Here is an 18,980-nt window from a genome sequence, read left to right as displayed (position 1 = left end):
CCCACAGTGCACTGGGCTATCGCCCGCCAGCACCTGAAACCATCATCCCAATGGATTACAGGCCGACGATGCACTAACAATCAATTTGGACCAGTCAGATGAGGCTGCTCAGCACAGGCCGACCCATTCCTTGTTCGAAATCGCCCCGATCGTGACAAAACCGTCAGCGGTGGGAAAGATCATGTCATGGGGTGTATTGCTGGGCTCTTCTTCCTGACCCACGACCGAGATCGTCGTCATTCCGTCAATCCAGTTGTAGTTCAGCATCGCATCCAGCATCGCTACCTGAACATGTTGACCTTCCCCGGTCTGTGAACGACTGAACAAAGCAGCGGTCGCGGCTTGTGCAGCATAAAGCGCCGTCGTCTTGTCGGCGATAACACTGCGGATCATCTTGGGCCGTTTGGTCAACGGGTCCTGTTGAATATCAGCCAGCCCCGACAGCGATTGCACCACCGGATCATAAACGCGCTTACCCACATACGGCCCACTGTCCCCGACACCACTGATGGACAGATAGATCAGGCGCGGGTTTCGCTTCAGCGCCTCGTCCACACCGAAACCCAACCTGTCGATCACACCGGGGCGGAAGTTCTGCACGAAGACATCCGCGTCTTCGATCAGCTTCCAGAGGATTTCTTTCGCTTCGGGTTTCTTGAGGTCCAGTGTGACCGACCGCTTGCCGCGATTGCAGGACACAAATGAGGGCGTAAAGCCCGAAACCTTACCACGGGCGCGCATGATATCGCCGCTTGGGGGTTCGACCTTGATCACCTGCGCCCCCTGATCGGCCAGCATCCCTGTTGCGCATGGGCCAGAGATCACGCTGGACACATCGACCACTTTCACGCCTGCCAGCGGCCCCTTGCCATTTGCTTGTTCTGTCATGGGTAATTTGCCCTTTCTGCGGCCTGAAACACGGGCCGTTCCGCCAGCATTTTGAAATAAGTGTCGAACTCCGCCGGACGCTGCACGCCCATTCGGTCGGCAAATCGCAGACAGGTAAACAGCAGAATGTCCGGCAATGTGAACTGATCACCCAGTAGGTAGCGCTGACCCGAAGCCAGCACCCGGGCTGGCTTCTGCACCATTCGTAGGAAATAGTCCCCGGCAGAGTCCACAGCGATGGGCGCGCTGCCATAGATATGCTCAAGATCCTGATGCTTGCGGATGGTATAAAGAGAAGCCGCATCCAACTCGGTCGAGATGAACGACATCCATTCGAAAACCCGCGCCCTTTGCATTCTGTCTTTGGGGATCAGTCCCGGCGCACGGTCTGAGTAGGTTTCCGCCAGATAGATCATGATCGCGCTGCTTTCCACCAGCGTCAGATCGCCATGTTGCAGCACCGGAACTTTCTTGTCCGGATTGACGGCCAGAAAATCGGCCCTTTCCATCGTGTCGGTGCGGGGTTTGACGGCCTGGGTTTCATACTCGATGCCAAGCTCGTTCAGCACCCAATGCGCCCGCAGGGTGCGTACCGTGCCGACCCCCCACAAAAGCGGTTTGCTCAACATATCACGGGCCATCAGATCACCAGTTTTCCCCGTATGGCCGCAGATCCAGCTCGTGGGTCCATGCATCCTTAGGCTGCTGGACGAGCATATGGAAAGCCTCGGCCACGCTGTCGGGTTTAACGAGAATATTCTCTTCATCCACGTGGTCATCCCCAAATTTCTTGCGGCGACGTTCGTGAATGGCGGGCATATCGACCCCGGCATCAATCACCAGATGCACCACGTGAACACCTTTGGGACCAATCTCGCGGGCAAGGCTTTGCGCCAATGCCCGCAACCCATGCTTAGCACTGGCAAATGCACCAAACCCCGCCTTGCCACGTAAACTGGCAGAGGCACCGGTCACCAAAATCGTCCCCTTGCCGCGCGGCACCATTCGGGCTGCGGCTTCGCGCATGGTCAGGAAGCCGCCGAAACAGGCCAACTCCCAGATTTTGCGAAAGATTACTGGGTCGGTTTCCAGGAAAGGAAACGGAGAATTCGACCCGGCGTTGAACAGGACCACCTCGATTTCCCCAACCTCTTGCTCAACCTTGTCAAAAAGCGAGGAAAGCTGTTGAGGGTCACGGGCATCCAGCGATACCGCCTGCATACTGTGGCCCTCGGCCGCCAATGTATTGATCAGGCCCTCGGATTTACTTGCATCCCGGCGCGCGACGACGACGCTGTAACCGCTGCGGGCAAATTTTCTGGCAAAGGCCGCGCCAATCCCGTCTCCGGCGCCAATGGCCAAAGCCACCGGCTTGCGTTGCGTGTCTGAACTCATGATGACCCGTCCTCCCAACGGTATGTGTCAGGCCCTAGGGTATGGCAGGCGGGTCGATCATGAGAACCGCAAAGAACCAATACTTACGATGCAAAAATGCATGAATGAAGAAGGTGTTGGGACGGATGGCAAGGTCTGCACCGCAGCACTGACCCTATCCACGCAATTTTCATCAGAGCTATGGGTAAGAACGAAAGCTGGGCTCAACCCTGTTTTTCGTCATCCTCAAGCGCCAGCAAATAGGCCTTGGTTGCTTTCAGCATTTCTGACGCTTTGGCTTCATCCGTCATGACGCGGGACAGGGCAATCGAGCCGACCATGGCCGCCACCGCCACATTTGCTTTGCTGCGGTCCCCTTCAAGATAATCGGCCACGGTATTCACAAAGTCATCTATATGGCTTTGCATGATGTCCCGCGACGCTTTGGGTCTGCGCGACACATCCGACACAAGCGCGGGGATCGCGCAACCGCTGCTTTTGAGATCGCGATGCTTCGGGCTGACATAGCTGCCGACAAAGCGCGCAAAGGATGGCTTTTTCGGGCTTGCGGCCAGCTTTTGGGTCAGACGCCCTTCGCACAGCGCACGTTCAAGCGCCTGATCCAGCAAATCTTCCTTGTTGTCGAAATGACCGTAGAACCCCCCGTGCGTCAGCCCTACAGATTTCATCAATGACACGACATTGATCGCCGAAAATCCACCGCTACGCAGTTGCTCTCCTGCGTTCGAGAGGATTTCTTCGCGATGACGTTCCTTTTGCGCTTGAGAATATCCCATTGTTACTGGCCTTCGGAATCCATTGCCTCGGTTCGTGCGTCGATGGCCCCAGACAGGGTCATTCTGCATTGGACTCATAATACAGAATTCCGCTCTGCGGTCCAGTTTTCGCGCGGTATTCCGGCACCCATTGACTTGCATGATGCCTATCATACACAATCCGCACGCAGATAAGGCAGCATGGCGGTGATTTCTGATTGCACAGCGCCATGCGGCCTGCCCCGAAGATACCAAAGCCAGGACATGCCGTGATCACCAATACAACGACCGACAGAACTCTCAGCCCGTCCGGCGAATTGGAAACCCACGAAGACCCGGTTTTTGGACCTCTGACCTATCTCCCGGCAAAACCAGTTCTGCGGCGGGGTGACGACGCCATTTATCTTCGTCAGGATTACAAACTGCCGGACTATCCAACCAGCATCATCGACTATCTGATGGCGGCGGCACACGCCCACCCGGACCGCATGGCCCTTGCGGAACGACAGGAACAGGGCTGGGAAGGTCCTACGTTTCGACAATTGAAAGCGAATTGCGAATCCATCGCACAGGCATTGCTCAACCGCGGTTTGAAACAGGGGGATTGTATCGCGGTCCTGTCCCGCAACAGCATTATCCACGCCCAGATCCTGTTCGGGGCAATGATGGCGGGCATCACTGCCGCGTCGATCTCGCCAAGCTATGCCAAGTTCACAGAAGCCTTTCCGCGTCTACAAAGCACCTTTGCCCAGTCCAAAGCGAAGCTCTTTTTTGTCGACGACGCGAAAACGCTATCGGCGGCGTTGGACAAGCTTGATCTGAGCGGGTGTGAACTGGTGTCCGAGCATCCCAGATCTGGGGATACCGAAGTCGCAGAGTTGCTGAGCACGAAGGCCACAGACGCCGTTGCCGCCGCCCATGCAGCGGTGACCGCAGAGACCGTTGGCAAGATTCTGTTCACCTCTGGCTCGACAGGCAATCCCAAGGGCGTAATCAACACCCAGCGCATGATGTGCGCAAACATCGCCATGTCGCAGACGGTCGGCATCCGCATTCCACATGCCCATCGGCGGCGGCTATGCTGGTTGCCATGGCACCATACGTTTGGGGGCAATCATATCCTGCACGAAATGCTGTTTCACGCCTCAACGCTGTATATCGACTCGGGCCGTCCTGTGTCCGGGCCAGATTTTGAACGCAGCCTGACCGCTATCCGCGAGGTTCGACCGACCAATTTCTCGAACGTGCCCTTGGCTTACGGCATGTTGGTGGATGCAATGGAACAGGATGCAGAACTGGCCGAGGCGTTCTTTTCGAACCTGACCTTTGTTCATTATGGCGGAGCAGGATTCCCCGGTGAAACCTATAAACGGCTGCAAAAACTGGCCGTGACGCATCGCGGTTATCGAATTCCGCTTGCCGGGGGGTTTGCCATGACCGAGGCGGCGCCTTCGGTCACGACGGTGCATTGGCCTTATGACGGGGTTGGGCGCATCGGCATGCCCGCGCCCGAAGTGGAAATCAAGCTGATCCCGCTTAGCGATGACCGGTATGAGCTGCGGATCAAGGGGCCGAATGTCTTTCCCGGTTACGTCGATCAGCCCGAACTGAACAAACGTCTGTTCGACGATGAGGGGTTCTTTATCACCGGTGACGCGATCCGCTTTGATGACGTCGACACCATCGCCAATGACCTGCGCTATGCCGGGCGGGTCAGCGAAGACTTCAAGCTCGACAGCGGTACATTTGTGCAGGTTGGGGCGATCCGCACGGGGTTGAATCTGGAATGCGGCGGGCTGGTGCGCGACACGGTAGTCGTTGGTGAAGGCCGTGCGCATATCGTCGCGATGGTCTGGCTGAACGATGCGGCGCGTGCCAATGCTGCAAAGGTGGATGGGGCGCTGATTGAACCTGCACCCGAAGACCTTGCGCAGTTGCAGGCAGCCTTGGATCAGTGGAACCGGAACAATGGCGGTTCAAGTCGGCAAGTGCGCGCGATAGGCATATTGGCAGAGCCTCCATCCCTGTCGGAAAACGAAATCAACGACAAAGGTTACGTCAACCAGCGCCAAGTTCTAAAACGCCGCGCAGACACGGTTGACGCCCTTTACAACGGGACCTGCGAAGAACTTCTGGTGGTGGCGCAAAAATGAAAGAGACATCTTTGGAAGTCAGCCTCGACGCCTATCGCGAAATGGTCGGAACAGAGATTGGCGTGTCAGACTGGCTGACGGTGGATCAGGCGCGGATCGACAAATTTGCAGACGCGACAGAAGATCACCAGTTCATTCACGTGGACCCGGAACGGGCCGCAAAAACGCCTTTTGGCGGTACGATCGCGCATGGGTTTCTGTCGCTGTCACTATTGGTTCCGCTGGTGCAGAACGCCGTCCCGAGGATCGTGGGCCGGACGATGGGCGTGAACTACGGCTTCAACAAGATCCGCTTTGTTGCGCCGGTGCGCGCAGAGGCACGTATTCGTGGACGTTTTCACCTTGCGGGACTGACGGACAGGGACGATGGATCCATCCAGACCCGAATGAACGTCACGGTCGAAATCGAAGGAGGCGACTCGCCCGCATTGGTCGCCGAATGGCTTGGGCTGTCCTATTTCTGACCCGTTCTTTCACCGCACATCCCATCAGGAACCCAAGATGACGCAAATGCCTTCTCTGGCGGATATACTTCAGCCGGAACAAGTTGAGCAGGACCTGTTTCGCGCGGCCGCCTTTTCTGGCAAGGCCGTTCCCACGCGCCTTTTTGGGGGGCAGGTCATTGCTCAATGCCTTGCGGCGGCGCGCCATACTGTGTCGGCAGACCGGCGCTGCCATTCCATCCACTCTTACTTCCTGCGCGCGGGCGACCCAAGCCAACCGATAATGTTTCATGTCGAAAATGCACGGGACGGTGGATCGTTCAGCACGCGCCGGGTCATCGCCACGCAGGGCGGCCGGCAAATACTGAATTTCACAGGGTCATTTCATGTGCCTGACGAGGGCTGGGACTACCAGCACGAAAGGCCGGACGCTCCGGGGCCACAAGATTGCGCCCCCGACCAGAGCACATCGGCCGCCCGATCAACGAACGGCTCGGCCGAAGCGGGCAACAGGAGCATCCATCGGGCGCAGTTCGAAATTCGCGACGTCGATCCGATGAATGAGGCCAATCCCGTGCCCGTCAGTGATCGACACGGGTTCTGGTTTCGTATGCCCGCTGCCGAAAACGGCGAAGCCAGCTTGCAGCAGCTTTACCTGACCTATGCCTCCGATGTTGGCTTGATGAGTGTTGGGTTGCGCGCCCATGGGCTGACCTGGTCACAGAACAAGGCGCAAGGTGCCAGTCTGGACCACGCGATCTGGTTTCACGCACCTGCCCGTTTGCAGGATTGGCACTTCTACGCGATGGATGGCCCCTGGACGGGCAGCGGCCGCGGACTGGCCCGCGGCATGATCTTTTCCGAAGACGGCAAGCTGGTCGCAAGCACGGCCCAGGAATCGCTCCTGCGGCGTAAGCGAAGTTAAGCCACGTCATATTTGAATGACGACCCCTTTCAACACCTTGGGCGGCTCACCGTCCGTGTCACATTCCTGATGACCACCGGGTTTCATCTGGAATCTGCATGACAGCTATAATCTTAAATCGCGCGATCCCACAAGGATCAGCAACACTGTAGACTTGACATCTGTATGATGGTCGTCATTCTGACAGGGCTCAAACGAGGCGGATTGCCGACCTTGTTTAACGGCAGCGGAGGAGGATGGAATGCAAGACGTTCAGGGCACAGTCAGACACGAGGTCCTGGGCCGTGTGCTCAAGATCACCATCGACAACCCGGCAAAGAAAAACGCCTTTCACCCTCAGATGATGGAGCAGATGTCAAACGCTCTGACCCTGCTCGAGCAGACACCCGACCTGTGGGCAGGCGTTATCTGTGCCGAAGGCGACGACTTTACAGCCGGGCTGGATATGCCGAAGTTCTTCGGCCCCAAAGGAAAGCCTGCAGACATCCCCGAGGGAAATATCGACGCGTTCGGCCTGCGCAAACAGTGCAGCAAGCCGGTTATCACCGCCGTAAAGGGGATTTGTTACACAGTTGGGATCGAAATGATGCTGGCCGGAGACATCGTCGTTGCGGCCGATGACACCCGGTTTTGCCAACTGGAATCGAAACGCGGCATCGCACCGTTTGGTGGTGCGCATTTCCGATATATCAGCCGGGCCGGTTGGGGGAATGCCATGTATCACCTGATGCTATGTGACGAATTCAGCGCGGAAGAAGCCCATCGCATCGGTCTGGTTCAGGAAGTTGTGGCCAAAGGGCATGAAACCGCACGCGCATTAGAGATCGCCGAAACGATCTGCCGCAATGCTCCGCTTGGCATTCAAGCCATGAAAGTGGCCGGTCGCAAATTCATTGAACACGGGGAACAAGCTGCGATTGCCTGCATACCGGAACTTCGCGAACGCATGCTTGCGACCGAGGACATGCGAGAAGGCATAGCGTCGTTCGTGGAGCGGCGCGAGGCCGTTTTCAAGGGCCGCTGACGCAGACGCACTTAGCTTTCGGGACAAAAACATGACTCTGACTTACAAGGCTCCGGCCGAAGATTACGGGTTTTTGTTGCGCCACGTATTCGCGGTGGCGGACCCGGATGAGTGCGACGCCGTATTGACTGCTGCGGCGCGCTTTTTTGAGCAAGAGGTCGCGCCGACAGTTGATCTGGGCGACACTTTGGGCTGCCGCTTTGAGAACGGCCGGGTCCATGTGCCCGAACCGTTCCACGCAGTCTATGAGGCCACGCGCGCAGCGGGCTGGAATGGAACTGCGGATGAAACCGGTCTGCCCAACACGGTCCACACGGCCATTAAGGAATATTTCTCGGCCTCGAATATGGCGCTGGCGTTGTATTTCACGCTCACCAACGGGGCAAAGGCGGTGCTAAACCGCACTGGTACCGAGTGGATGAAGACACATGTTGTGCCGCGCATGTCCAGCGGCGAATGGGCCGGCACGATGTGCCTGACCGAACCTCACTGCGGCACTGATCTGCGGCAGATGAAAACCCGCGCAGTGCCAAACGGTGACGGAAGTTACAGTATCTCGGGCACCAATATTTTCATCACTGGCGGAGATCAGGATCTGACCGGCAACATCGCCCATCTGGTTCTGGCCAAGTTACCGGACGATCAGGGGGCTTATCACGATGACATCTCAACCGTTGCGCTGTTTCTTGTACCCAAGCTTCTTGTGGACCCTGACAGCGGAGAGTTGGGCGCGCCCAACGCGGTAAAAACCGGTGGAATCGAACGTAAGATGGGCATCAAGGGCAGCGCCACGTGTGTGCTGAATTTCGAGGGGGCAACCGGCTATCAGTTGGGTCAATCCCGCGCCACGAACGAGGCGGGGCGCGCCTCCAAAGGCGCGCATATGAGCGGGATGTTCGACATGATGAACAACGCGCGCCTTGGGACAGGGCTTCAGGGGGTGGCGCTGACGGAACGCGCCTTGCAGAACGTAGCCGAATACGCCCGCGAACGGGTTTCCGGGCTGGCGATTGACCCGGCAGACCGCACAGGCGGCGTGGCTGATCCGATCATCGTGCACCCCGACATTCGGCGAACGCTGCTAGGCATGGCCTCCTTCGTTGAAGGCGGGCGCGCATTGACAACTTGGGTCAGCGGACTTTTGCACAGTGAGGATGACGGGACTGTCGAGGATGGCGCGCGCGTCGGAGCGGTGCTTACACCCGTAATCAAGGCATATCTGTCCGATCGGGGTTTTGAGGCGCTCAACGCAGGTTTGCAGGTTCTGGGTGGCCATGGGTTCATTGCCGACAACGGCATCGAACAGCTTGTGCGCGATGCCAAAATTCTGCAGCTCTACGAAGGCGCAAATGGCGTGCAGGCTTATGACCTGATCGCCCGCAAGCTGCCGCTGGGCGGCGGGAAGCCCTTTGAAAGCCTGTGCAGCCAGATCCGTCTTGAGGTAAAAAACAGCGCCGCCCTGTCCGAACTGGCCGACTACGCCCAACAGTTGGATCGGGCGCTTGATTTGATGAGCGAAGGCGCAGCGCATCTGACATCAAACCAGGCCGGAACAATCTACGATCCAGCGGGGGCGGCCTATGACTTTCTGAACATGATGGGCATCACGGTCCTTGCGTTCATGTGGTTGAAATCCGCACGGGCCGCGCTTGGTGCAAGGGAAACCGGACTGGCAGAGGATTTCGTTCAACGAAAGCTGGTTCTGGCGCGCTACTGGTTCGAACGCGAATTACCCAAGACCGAATTTCTGAACACCCTCGTCCACACGCCCGCGCAAGGGCTGATGGACCTGCCCGCCGACGCGATCTGACGAAAAAGGAAAGAAAGATGACCAAGGCAAATGAGCTTTTCGACCTGAGCGGCAAGACCGCCCTGATCACAGGCGGCTCGCGTGGGCTGGGCCTACAGATCGCCGAAGTGCTGGGTGACAACGGCGCACGGCTGGTGATCTCGTCCCGCAAGGAAACGGATTTGCTGGAAGCCAAGGCACACCTTGAAGCACGCGGGATCGCCGTGGACTATATCGTGGCGGATAACCGCAAAGATGAAGACCTTGAGGCATTGTCCGCTCAGGCCATCGCAAAGCTGGGTCGGGTCGATATCCTGGTCAACAATGCAGGGGCCACCTGGGGCAGCTCTGCCGTCGATTATCCGATGGAAGCCTGGGACAAACTGATGGACCTCAACGTCCGCTCAGTCTTTCGCCTCAGCCAGTTGATTGCACGGGACTCGATGATCCCGAATGGCGGTGGCCGCATACTGAACCTTGCGTCGATCGCCGGGCTGAAGGGCAACAAGGGGGTCGTGGCATACAACACCTCTAAGGCGGCTGTGGTGAACCTGACCCGCGCATTGGCCCATGAATGGGGCGAGCATGGCATCACCGTGAATGCGCTGGCACCTGGCATGTTCGAAAGCAAGATGACCAAGGGCACGCTGGACGCGCTGGGGCGCGAAAATGTTGCCGCCAAGAACCCGTTGGGCCGGATTGGTGGCAGTGAAGACCTTAAAGGGGCAGCACTGCTTTATTGCTCGGACGCAGGCAGCATGATCACCGGCACCACGTTGGCGGTTGATGGCGGGCTGACCGCGATCTGAAAACGCCCGGCCCACCCGTTGGCCATTTGAAAAAGGAAAGTCTGATGCAAAAACAGGTCTCGTTTCATTTCGATTTCGGCAGCCCGAACTCTTATCTCGCGCATCTTCTGATACCCGGGCTCGCGCAGACCTATGGCGCCACGTTCACTTACGTGCCTGTGCTTTTGGGCGGCATCTTCCGAGCGACCGGCAACCGGGCGCCGGGTGAGACCAATGCCGGGATCGAGAACAAGCTGCGGTATGAACGGCGCGACCTGTTGCGCTTTACCGAACGCAACGGGATCGCCGACGAGTTCGCGTTTAATCCCTATTTCCCGATCAACACCTTGCAAGTGATGCGCGGTTGCATAGCGGCAAAACAGTTGGACGTATTCGAGCCGTATGTGGAACACGTCTTCCGTGGCATGTGGCAGTTCGAACAGAACCTGGGCGACCCCGAAGTGCTGGCACGTTGGCTGACTGAAGGTGGACTAGACGCTGAACCGCTGCTTGCGCTGACGCAAGACCCAGAGGTCAAAGCGCAATTGATTTCGAACACGGAAAAGGCAGTTTCCGCTGGCGATTTTGGCGCACCGACCTTTCACTATGACGGTGAAATCTATTTCGGAAAGGATCGTATCCGCGATCTCGAGCAGCATCTGGCCGGTCTGGACAACTGACAAATGAATTTGGGTCAGCCGACCCACCCTAAAGAAGGACACTCCTCATGGAACAAAGAGCAGAAACCGTTGTCGTTGTCGGAGCCGGTGATTTCATCGGCGCGGCCATCTGCAAGGCCTTTGCCGCCGAAGGCTTTACGGTGATTGCCGGTCGCCGCAACGGGGACAAGCTGCAACCGCTGGTGGATGAGGTCACTGCAGCCGGGGGCCGCATGATCGGCAAAAGTCTGGATGCTCGCGACGAAGATCAGGTCATCGACTTCATCAAATCCGCCGAAGAGGTTGGCCCGATCGAAGTCTGCATCTTCAATGTCGGCGCGAATGTGAATTTCCCGTTCACGGAAACCACGGAACGGGTTTTCCGCAAAGTCTGGGAAATGGCCTGTTACGCCGGATTTCTGACCGGGCGCGAAGCCGCCAAAGCGATGCTGCCGCGCGGAACCGGGAATATCTTTTTCACTGGCGCGACCGCCGGACTGCGCGGCAATCCAGGCTTTGCCGCCTTTGCCAGCGCCAAGTTCGGTATCCGTGCCGTTGCCGAATGCGCCGCGCGTGAATTGATGCCCAAAGGCATCCATGTGGCGCATCTGGTCATTGATTCCGGAGTTGATACCCAATGGGTGCGCGAGATGATCACCGCCCGCGGAGGCGACCCAGATGACCGGGTTCTGATGAATCCCGAGTCTGTGGCCAAAACCTATATCCAGCTATGGAAACAGCCCAAGGACGCATGGATGTTCGAAACGCAGATACGCCCAAGCTCGGAAACATGGTAAAGCGGAAAGCGTCGTAACAGGCGAAAGGACCAAGGCGGTCGTGGTGCGTTTGTGTCGGCCAGACGCGAAGAAAATAGCAGGGAGGCCCGCACACAGAAGGCGCGGGGTGGCGACTATGGATAGCAGGCAAGCGCTGGAGGACGCGAAGGCGCTGAAACGCCAGTTGGAAAGTATGCCACCTGAAAAGGCAGTGGGTCTGACGTCGACCTACGACCTTTTGTGCCAATCGGCACGGAAATACGGACCGCAAACCGCCTTGCGATTTCTGGAAACGGCCGAGCCCGGCGGCACCAGCCGGACATGGAGCTACTCTGAGCTTTTGTCCCAATTGCACCGCTGCGCGAATGTCCTGACTTCGCTTGGGGTCGGACCCGACGATGCGGTTGGACTCATGCTGCCCGGATGTCTCGAGTATTACTCGGCGCTGTGGGGCGCTGAGGCGGCGGGCATCGCCGCACCTCTCAACCCGATGCTGAAGGCTGAAAAGCTGATCAGCCTGCTGCGCGCGGCGCAGGCAAAGGTCTTGATCACCTATGGCGGGCAAGGTGATTGCGGCTATTGGGATAAGGCATGCGCCATTCAAAAGGCCCTGCCCGACCTGAAGATCCTGACCGTTGCGCCTTTGGGCGAACCAGATCTCGGCGCAGAGTTGGCCACAAGTTTTACGCGAGCCTGTGCTGCCGCACCGGATGACAAATTGATTTCAGGCCGCCAGATTTCCGGCGACGACATCGCTGCCTATATCCACACGGGCGGCACCTCAGGGACGCCGAAACTGGCAAAGCATACGCATTTCGGGCAGGTTTGCGTGACGTGGGCGCATGCTTCCCTATCAAAAATCCCTGAAAGCGGATGCATGATTGCAGGCTTCCCCATGTACCATGTCGCCGGGATCTTGCCGAACGGCCTGTCCCTCCTCTTTCGCGGTGTCGAAGTGATCATCCCCACCCCCCTTTTGATGCGAAACAAGGGGATGGTCCGCAATTTGTGGAAACTTGTTGAGCGTCACAAGATCACCGGCTTCACTCTTGCGCCAACATCCTTTGCCGCTTTGTCCAATGTGCCCGTGGGTGACGCCGATATTTCCTCATTGCGCACAATTCGCACAGGTTCTGCTGCGATCCCCGCTGAACTGGCCACTCGGTTTCGCACGCAATTCGGGCACTCGATCCTCGAAGCCTATGGCATGACCGAAATGACCGGCCTTTCGGCTTTTGTACCTGCCGGAGTTCTTGCCCCGCCCGGATGTTGTGGATTGCCCCTGCCCTTTGCGCGGATACGCATCGGCGACATGGGTTCACGGCAAGGGAACAGCTTCCGGGACGCCCCGCAGGGCGAGACCGGCATGATCCTGTATAGTGGGCCCTGCACCTTTGCCGGATATGTCGATGACAGTATGAATTCCGAAGCATTCACGCCTGAAGGCGAACTGATCTCGGGCGATCTTGGGTTTTTCGACGAAAACGGGCTGCTCAACATCACCGGGCGTGCCAAGGATCTGATCATACGCGGTGGCCACAATATCGAACCCAAAATGATCGAAGACGCCATGTGCCGTCACCCGGATGTGGAACATGCGGCTGCCGTCGGCGCGCCGGACGCTTATGCCGGGGAACTGCCCGTGGTATTCGTAACCCTGCAGGAAGGCGCGACGGCGACCGAAGCCGAGTTGCTGGAATTCGCGCGTGCCGTTGTCGATGAGGGCCCGGCCCGACCCAAATCTGTGACCGTTTTAGAGGCCATGCCGATGACGAATGTTGGCAAGATCTTCAAGCCCGAGATCCGCGAAAAAGCGGCCGCAAACGTCGTGCGCACCATATTGGCCACTGCGATGGACCCGAATGACGTTCCATCTGTCACAGCACAGATTGATCCCCGCGGCCGGATGCAAGTGCAGCTTCAGGGTACGCCGGTCCCGGCAGACCTGATGGAGGAATTGCGCAAGCTTCCGGTCGTCCTTAATCAGGACTGAGGCCTTTAGTGCGGGGCTGGCGGCTTTAGCAACACCATCGCGGCGTCCTGAGTGCGGGCGACCTGTTCGTCTATATTAATCGTGTCCGGCTCCAGCAGCGCCTGCATGGTCACACCACGCAGCAAACCGACTATTGCGATGGCTGCATTTTGAATGTCGATATCGCCTGGGTATTCACCGGTCTGAATCCCCGCCTCGATCAGGTTGGCGATACGCAGGCGAAACAGCCTGTTTGCCTTGACAATATCGCCCTGAATTTCAGGCACGGCCCCCAATGCTTCGCCCATGATCACATGCAGGGCCCGCACCCTGCTTTGTTTGCGCACCACATCCCCAAGGTAAAGCCGGATGAACGCGCGCATCAATTGCTGGGCGGAATCATTGCTGGCACGGGTCTCACCAAACCCGGTTCGTTTGGCGTGATCCAGTGCAGCATCCTCAAGTGCGGCAGGATCCGCGCTTTGATCCTCACCGGTGAACATGTCTTCGACCTGCTGCACATAGGTGGGGTTATTGGCAAATCTGTTCATGATCGTTGCAAGCACCGCCCTGAGCAAGCCAACCTTCGATCCGTATCGCGTGCTTATCAGGGCCCCGGTGCAGCCTGCCGCGTCGCCAATCTGATTCAGGGTCGTTTTCATATAGCCCTGCCGGGCATAGAGCTCGATGGCAGATTCGATGATCCGGGCGTCGCTTTGCGAGCGGCGTTCTTTCTGGGTGAGTTTTGGTTGATCATTCATTTGGATATCAGTGCTCAGATCCTGAAACTTGTCTACCGCTTGGGCCACTATTTGTTTGTAGCTGGGTTACCAGCATCATTATCACAATAATAGTTGTTGGCCAACAACTATTATTGTGATAATGTGCGCTCCATATCAAAAAGGGAAGCCACAGATGATTGAAATTGTTCCTACCGGCGCACCATGTGGTGCCGTGGTAACCGGAATTGACCTTTCGCAACCGCTGGACAAAGACAGCCTGAACAAGCTGCGCGAGGCATGGCTGGAACACCATGTTCTGATCTATCCGAACCAGAAACTGCAGCCTGAAGAATTCGAAGCCTTCGTCGAACAATTCGGCCCCATCGCCGACGACCCGTACATCAAGCCGGTGCCCGGTCAGAAACGCATCGCGGCAATCCAGCGCAGGGCCGATGAAACGGGCGGGATTTTCGCCGATGTCTGGCACGCGGATTGGAGCTTTAAGCCTGTGCCGCCCTCTGGCACGTTTCTCTATGGCATCACCATTCCGCCCAAAGGGGGTGACACGCTGTTTTGCAACGAACAGAAAGCGGCGCAGGCCATGCCAGCAGAACTGCGTGCCAAAGTCGAGAAACTGAGTGGCATTCACTCAGCCCGCAAAGCCTATTCGCGGACAGGTGGAAAATACTCCAACTACACGGGCTCGATGCAGGTGACCACTTCGGACGATGCAGATACCGAGGTAAAGCACGACATCCTGCGCCAACACCCTGAATCAGGCGCCGAGGGCCTGTTCGTCGGTTCTTACCTGCTGGATGTCGTTGGGTTGTCAGAAGACGAAGCCACCCAACTTATCGCCGAGGTCAACGCATGGGTTCAGCGCCCCGAATTTGTCTACACCCACAAATGGGAAGCGGACATGTTGGTGCAATGGGACAACCGCGCTGTTCTGCACAAAGCTACAGGCGGGTTTGAAGGGTACGATCGGCTTTTGCATCGGCTGACGGTTGAAGATGACAAAAGCTATCACGTCACTGCCGCGTAGTGCCGTCACAGGGGCATTTTTGTGCCCCTGTTGACCACAGCTTTAGCGGAGTTGCGCCCCGTCTCTCTCGATCATGTGGCTACGCAACACTCCTGGAAGGCCCGACTTTGCCCCATGTTGGTCCAGAAAAACCAGAACCGCCGTAGCTGTGGCGATCTGGCCACCTCCCCAGATCGCATACTCCATCGTACAGCTTGATCGCCCCACCTGCGCAGTACGACCTGTCACGATCACGTCGTCATCCAGATGAACCGGTTTTAGATAGTCGATCTGAAACCGGCGGATCACCATCAAACTGGCCCCCGGCGTCGCGTATTCCGGCCAGCCATAGGCGCGCAGATAGGCCATGCGGTACGCCTCGATCCAACGCAGGTATTTCACGTTCGAAACATGGTTCTGCGCATCCAAATCCCCGAACGTCGCCCGAAACCCAACCCCAAAGCTCCAAGGCTCGGGCACCCCGCAACCGCGCAACTCGGCGGCTTGCATCGGCTCATAATGCTTTGAAATTCTGAACTTTTGCTCGCTCATAACTTACTGTCTTTGCCTGTTATTCTGCCATTATCATTCTGCTGGCCTTCTCTGCGATCATGATAGTCGGTGCGTTGGTATTGCCCGAAATCAGCTCGGGCATGATCGAACAATCGACGACGCGTAACCCCGCAATCCCGTGCAGTTTCAACTGCGCATCCACCACGGCATCCGGCCCCGGCCCCATCTTGCACGTCCCAGACGGATGGAAGATCGTCACCGCGTGACCGCGCGCCCAGTCCAACATCGCGTCGTAATCGTCGCTTTCGATCGTGCTGCCCGGCTGGAATTCGGACGCAATATAGTCCGCCAGCGGTGATTGCGCCGCAATGGAACGGGCGATGCGAAGTCCTGCGACCATTGTGCGGCAATCGGTTTCCGTCGACAGATAGTTGGGGTGAATTTTAGGATAAGTGGCAGGGTCAGGACCGTTCAACAGAATCTGTCCGCGGCTTTCGGGGCGCAACTGGCAGACGGTCGAAGTAAAGCCGAAGAAGTCGTGCAAGTTCCCTTCCACATCATACGAAAAGGGCTGGACGTGAAACTGGATGTCCGGCGTTTCCAGATCAGGGTGCGTTTTCAGAAACGCGGTTGCATCTGCCGCAGGCATCGACAAGGGCCCGTTCCGGCCCGAAAAATAGTATTGGACGGCCACGACCGCCTGACGCAGCAGCGAAGTCCCCTCGCGGTTATAAGTGGGCACCGACATCCGATGCACCATCTTGGCCTGTAGATGATCCTGCATCGCCTGCCCGACGCCCGAAAGCTGATGACGAGGTTGCACCCCGTTTTCAGACAAGTGATCGGGGTTTCCGATCCCGGACAACATCAATATCTGAGGTGAACCGATCGACCCCGCCGACAAGATCACCTCTCGTCCGGCCCTGAGCGACATCACTCTACCCGAGCGATCCTTGTAAGTAATGCCGGTACAGCGTTTACCGTCCAGATCCACGTGCTGCACAAGGGCATGAGTGATCACGCGCAGATTGGGGCGCGATCTGATCGGTTTCAGAAAAGCACTCGCCGTTGAATGACGTTTGCCATAGGCGATGGTTGTTTGAAAAAAGCCGACCCCTTCCTGCTGCTCTGCATTGTGGTCAGGGTTGAAAGGGTAGCCCGCCGCAATAGCGGATTCGACCCATTTCTCACTCAGCGGATGGCGCGAACGCGGGGTGCTGACCGTCAACTCTCCTTCACTCCCCCGCAGGTCAGAGCTGTATTGATCCTCCGCACCGTCCTCGCGTCCCTCGGTCGCCTTGAACAATGGCAGAACGTCATCCCAGCCCCAGCCTTCGTTGCCCAATTGCCGCCAACGGTCATAGTCGGATGGCTGCCCGCGCACGTACAGCAACCCGTTGATTGACGATGACCCGCCGAGCGTTTTGCCGCGTGGCCAGAAAAGCCGCCGCCCGTTTACGCCGGGATCAGGCTCGGTTGAATAGCACCAGTTGTATTTCTCATTGCGCAGCATCTTCACAAAGCCCGCAGGCGCATGAATGAACGGGCTGTTATCCTTCCCCCCGGCCTCCAGCAAAATGACCTTGTTTGTAGGGTCTGCACTCAGCCGGTTGGCCAGCACACAGCCCGCTGAACCTGCCCCAACGATGATGTAATCAGCGTCCACTTGTCCGGCACCTCCCAATACCATCCAATGAAACTCGGCACGAAGGCTTGTTCAGCCTTAAAGCTGTGGGTCGCGTTCAGGCCAAAGTCACGGAGTCAGGACGACCCGACCGATAACCTTCCCGTCCTTGAGGTCCATCAGCGCATCATTGGCGTCCTGCAGCGGACGGCGCGTCACTGGCGCCAAGTCCAACTTGCCAGATTTGGCCAGTTCAAGCAGTTCGGACAGTTCGTTCAGATTGCCCACATACGACCCGATCACCGCCATGGCGCGCATCGGGAAATAGACGGTGGGGATTTTCACCTGACCGCCAAACAAGCCGACCACGACAATCCGCACGCCCTTGCGCCCAGCAGCCAGTCCCAAATTGATCGTGGTCTCGGCCCCGACCAAATCCAAAACCAATAGGGCCCCACCCCCGTTGGCGGCTTTGATCTGCTCGTCCGCATCCGGCGCATTGGCGTCAATGGCAGCAAGCGCCCCGGCCTCGAGCACGGCCTTGCGTTTCGCCTCATCAAGATCGACGAAAATGGCCCCTTTGCCCCCAAGTGCACGGATCACCCGAAGCGCCATATGTCCAAGACCACCCGCGCCCAGGATCACCACCGGCGTGTCGCGGATATCGTCCCCGAATTTCTTGAGCGCACTATAGGTGGTGACACCGGAACAGGCCAAAGGCGCGGCTTCTGCCGGATCAAGGTCCCCAAGCGCCAGACAATATTTGGCGCGGGGCACCACCACGTATTGCGCGTACCCACCGGGCGTGAATATCCCCAAGGAACGCGGCGCATTGGGGCACAAATTCTCCTGATCCTTTGCGCAGGTTTCACAGGTGCCGCAACCCAGCCAAGGATGCACCAGATAGCTTTCGCCCAACTCCAACCCCTGCGCGTCAGGACCCAGTGCCACCAGTTTGCCGACAATCTCATGCCCCATGGTCAGGGGCAGTTTCACGCCCCGGTCGGACAGGTTCATTTCTTGGTTGTCGCCCAGATCATAGCCACCTTCCCAGAAATGCAGATCAGAGTGACACACGCCCGAGGCGCGCACTTTCAACAGCACTTCGTCGCCCTTCAACTCAGGAACGTCCTGTACAATTTTCTGTAGCGGCGCCCGGTGTTCCGTCACGCAATAGCACTCGTTCTTCATGGTCTGGCCTCTTGTCGTTGATGTCGCAATCGCTTGGAAATGTTACCATCCAGCCGCATCTGTATGATGGCCATCATCCCACCAAGCCTGCCCGGATGTCAACAAAACTTGACCACCATTGCTGTTGGCCCAATGCGACCTGCATGATGTACGTCATGCATTTGGATTGACGGACGACCCTAGGGTTTAAGGGGCCGCCTGCCGACCCAGCGCATGCAGAAAGCGTCACAACCGCAAAAAAAAAATAATGTTTTTGCGAAACATTGTTCTGCACAGCGGTCTTGGCATAGCTAAAAAACCGCTCTAACATCCTCCGAGGAGGAGTCGTGGGCCTGTCCA

The 18,980-nt window shown here is 57.6% G+C and carries 18 protein-coding genes; 10 read left to right on the top strand and 8 right to left on the bottom strand.

What is annotated here, in order from left to right:
- Window positions 1-108: 108 nt before the first annotated feature.
- From ACR0MS_RS17575 to ACR0MS_RS17560, 4 genes are all read right to left on the bottom strand, one after another.
- Complete coding sequence (locus tag ACR0MS_RS17575; protein WP_480576332.1) at window positions 109-888, bottom strand: CaiB/BaiF CoA transferase family protein; 780 nt, start codon at window positions 886-888, stop codon at window positions 109-111.
- Window positions 885-1,529, bottom strand: a complete 645-nt coding sequence (locus tag ACR0MS_RS17570) for a glutathione S-transferase family protein (RefSeq protein WP_480576336.1) — start codon at window positions 1,527-1,529, stop codon at window positions 885-887. Before ACR0MS_RS17570 ends, ACR0MS_RS17575 begins: the two co-directional genes overlap by 4 nt.
- Window positions 1,530-1,533: 4 nt before the next feature.
- Window positions 1,534-2,283: an SDR family NAD(P)-dependent oxidoreductase gene (locus ACR0MS_RS17565; RefSeq protein WP_480576339.1), complete on the bottom strand. Its 750-nt coding sequence runs from the start codon at window positions 2,281-2,283 to the stop codon at window positions 1,534-1,536.
- 203 nt (window positions 2,284-2,486) lie between these two features.
- A complete protein-coding gene (locus ACR0MS_RS17560) occupies window positions 2,487-3,059 on the bottom strand; it encodes a TetR/AcrR family transcriptional regulator (protein WP_480576342.1) in 573 nt (190 codons plus the stop codon).
- A 248-nt stretch (window positions 3,060-3,307) separates the two neighbouring features.
- On the opposite strand from ACR0MS_RS17560, the gene ACR0MS_RS17555 reads away from it, so the two are divergent.
- From ACR0MS_RS17555 to ACR0MS_RS17515, 9 genes are all read left to right on the top strand, one after another.
- Window positions 3,308-5,191 carry an AMP-binding protein gene (locus ACR0MS_RS17555; RefSeq protein WP_480576346.1) on the top strand — a complete coding sequence of 628 codons (1,884 nt, stop codon included), beginning with the start codon at window positions 3,308-3,310 and terminating at the stop codon, window positions 5,189-5,191.
- Window positions 5,188-5,655, top strand: coding sequence for a MaoC family dehydratase (locus ACR0MS_RS17550; RefSeq protein WP_480576349.1), 468 nt, complete (start codon window positions 5,188-5,190; stop codon window positions 5,653-5,655). Before ACR0MS_RS17555 ends, ACR0MS_RS17550 begins: the two co-directional genes overlap by 4 nt.
- Window positions 5,656-5,692: 37 nt before the next feature.
- Window positions 5,693-6,559, top strand: a complete 867-nt coding sequence (locus ACR0MS_RS17545) for an acyl-CoA thioesterase (protein ID WP_480576352.1) — start codon at window positions 5,693-5,695, stop codon at window positions 6,557-6,559.
- Window positions 6,560-6,800: 241 nt separating this feature from the next.
- Window positions 6,801-7,583, top strand: coding sequence for a crotonase/enoyl-CoA hydratase family protein (locus ACR0MS_RS17540; RefSeq protein ID WP_480576355.1), 783 nt, complete (start codon window positions 6,801-6,803; stop codon window positions 7,581-7,583).
- Between the two features lie 31 nt (window positions 7,584-7,614).
- Window positions 7,615-9,393, top strand: a complete 1,779-nt coding sequence (locus ACR0MS_RS17535; RefSeq protein WP_480576358.1) for an acyl-CoA dehydrogenase C-terminal domain-containing protein — start codon at window positions 7,615-7,617, stop codon at window positions 9,391-9,393.
- A gap of 17 nt (window positions 9,394-9,410) precedes the next feature.
- Window positions 9,411-10,181: an SDR family oxidoreductase gene (locus tag ACR0MS_RS17530; protein ID WP_480576361.1), complete on the top strand. Its 771-nt coding sequence runs from the start codon at window positions 9,411-9,413 to the stop codon at window positions 10,179-10,181.
- Between the two features lie 44 nt (window positions 10,182-10,225).
- Window positions 10,226-10,840, top strand: coding sequence for a DsbA family protein (locus tag ACR0MS_RS17525; protein WP_480576365.1), 615 nt, complete (start codon window positions 10,226-10,228; stop codon window positions 10,838-10,840).
- A 47-nt stretch (window positions 10,841-10,887) separates the two neighbouring features.
- A complete protein-coding gene (locus ACR0MS_RS17520) occupies window positions 10,888-11,616 on the top strand; it encodes an SDR family NAD(P)-dependent oxidoreductase (protein ID WP_480576368.1) in 729 nt (242 codons plus the stop codon).
- Window positions 11,617-11,731: 115 nt separating this feature from the next.
- Complete coding sequence (locus ACR0MS_RS17515; RefSeq protein WP_480576371.1) at window positions 11,732-13,588, top strand: AMP-binding protein; 1,857 nt, start codon at window positions 11,732-11,734, stop codon at window positions 13,586-13,588.
- A 5-nt stretch (window positions 13,589-13,593) separates the two neighbouring features.
- Here the strand turns inward: ACR0MS_RS17515 and ACR0MS_RS17510 are convergent, their stop codons facing one another.
- Complete coding sequence (locus tag ACR0MS_RS17510; protein WP_480576374.1) at window positions 13,594-14,328, bottom strand: TetR/AcrR family transcriptional regulator; 735 nt, start codon at window positions 14,326-14,328, stop codon at window positions 13,594-13,596.
- A gap of 154 nt (window positions 14,329-14,482) precedes the next feature.
- On the opposite strand from ACR0MS_RS17510, the gene ACR0MS_RS17505 reads away from it, so the two are divergent.
- Window positions 14,483-15,334 carry a TauD/TfdA dioxygenase family protein gene (locus tag ACR0MS_RS17505; protein WP_480576377.1) on the top strand — a complete coding sequence of 284 codons (852 nt, stop codon included), beginning with the start codon at window positions 14,483-14,485 and terminating at the stop codon, window positions 15,332-15,334.
- Between the two features lie 42 nt (window positions 15,335-15,376).
- Here the strand turns inward: ACR0MS_RS17505 and ACR0MS_RS17500 are convergent, their stop codons facing one another.
- From ACR0MS_RS17500 to ACR0MS_RS17490, 3 genes are all read right to left on the bottom strand, one after another.
- A complete protein-coding gene (locus ACR0MS_RS17500) occupies window positions 15,377-15,865 on the bottom strand; it encodes an acyl-CoA thioesterase (RefSeq protein ID WP_480576380.1) in 489 nt (162 codons plus the stop codon).
- A 19-nt stretch (window positions 15,866-15,884) separates the two neighbouring features.
- Window positions 15,885-17,516: a GMC family oxidoreductase gene (locus tag ACR0MS_RS17495; protein ID WP_480576383.1), complete on the bottom strand. Its 1,632-nt coding sequence runs from the start codon at window positions 17,514-17,516 to the stop codon at window positions 15,885-15,887.
- 63 nt (window positions 17,517-17,579) lie between these two features.
- Window positions 17,580-18,641: an alcohol dehydrogenase gene (locus tag ACR0MS_RS17490; RefSeq protein WP_480576387.1), complete on the bottom strand. Its 1,062-nt coding sequence runs from the start codon at window positions 18,639-18,641 to the stop codon at window positions 17,580-17,582.
- Window positions 18,642-18,980: the final 339 nt, after the last annotated feature.

The organism is Ruegeria sp. CJ2 (assembly GCF_056536745.1).
Note: the sequence above shows the minus strand (reverse complement) of the source record. Positions and strands in the feature narration are given on the sequence as shown.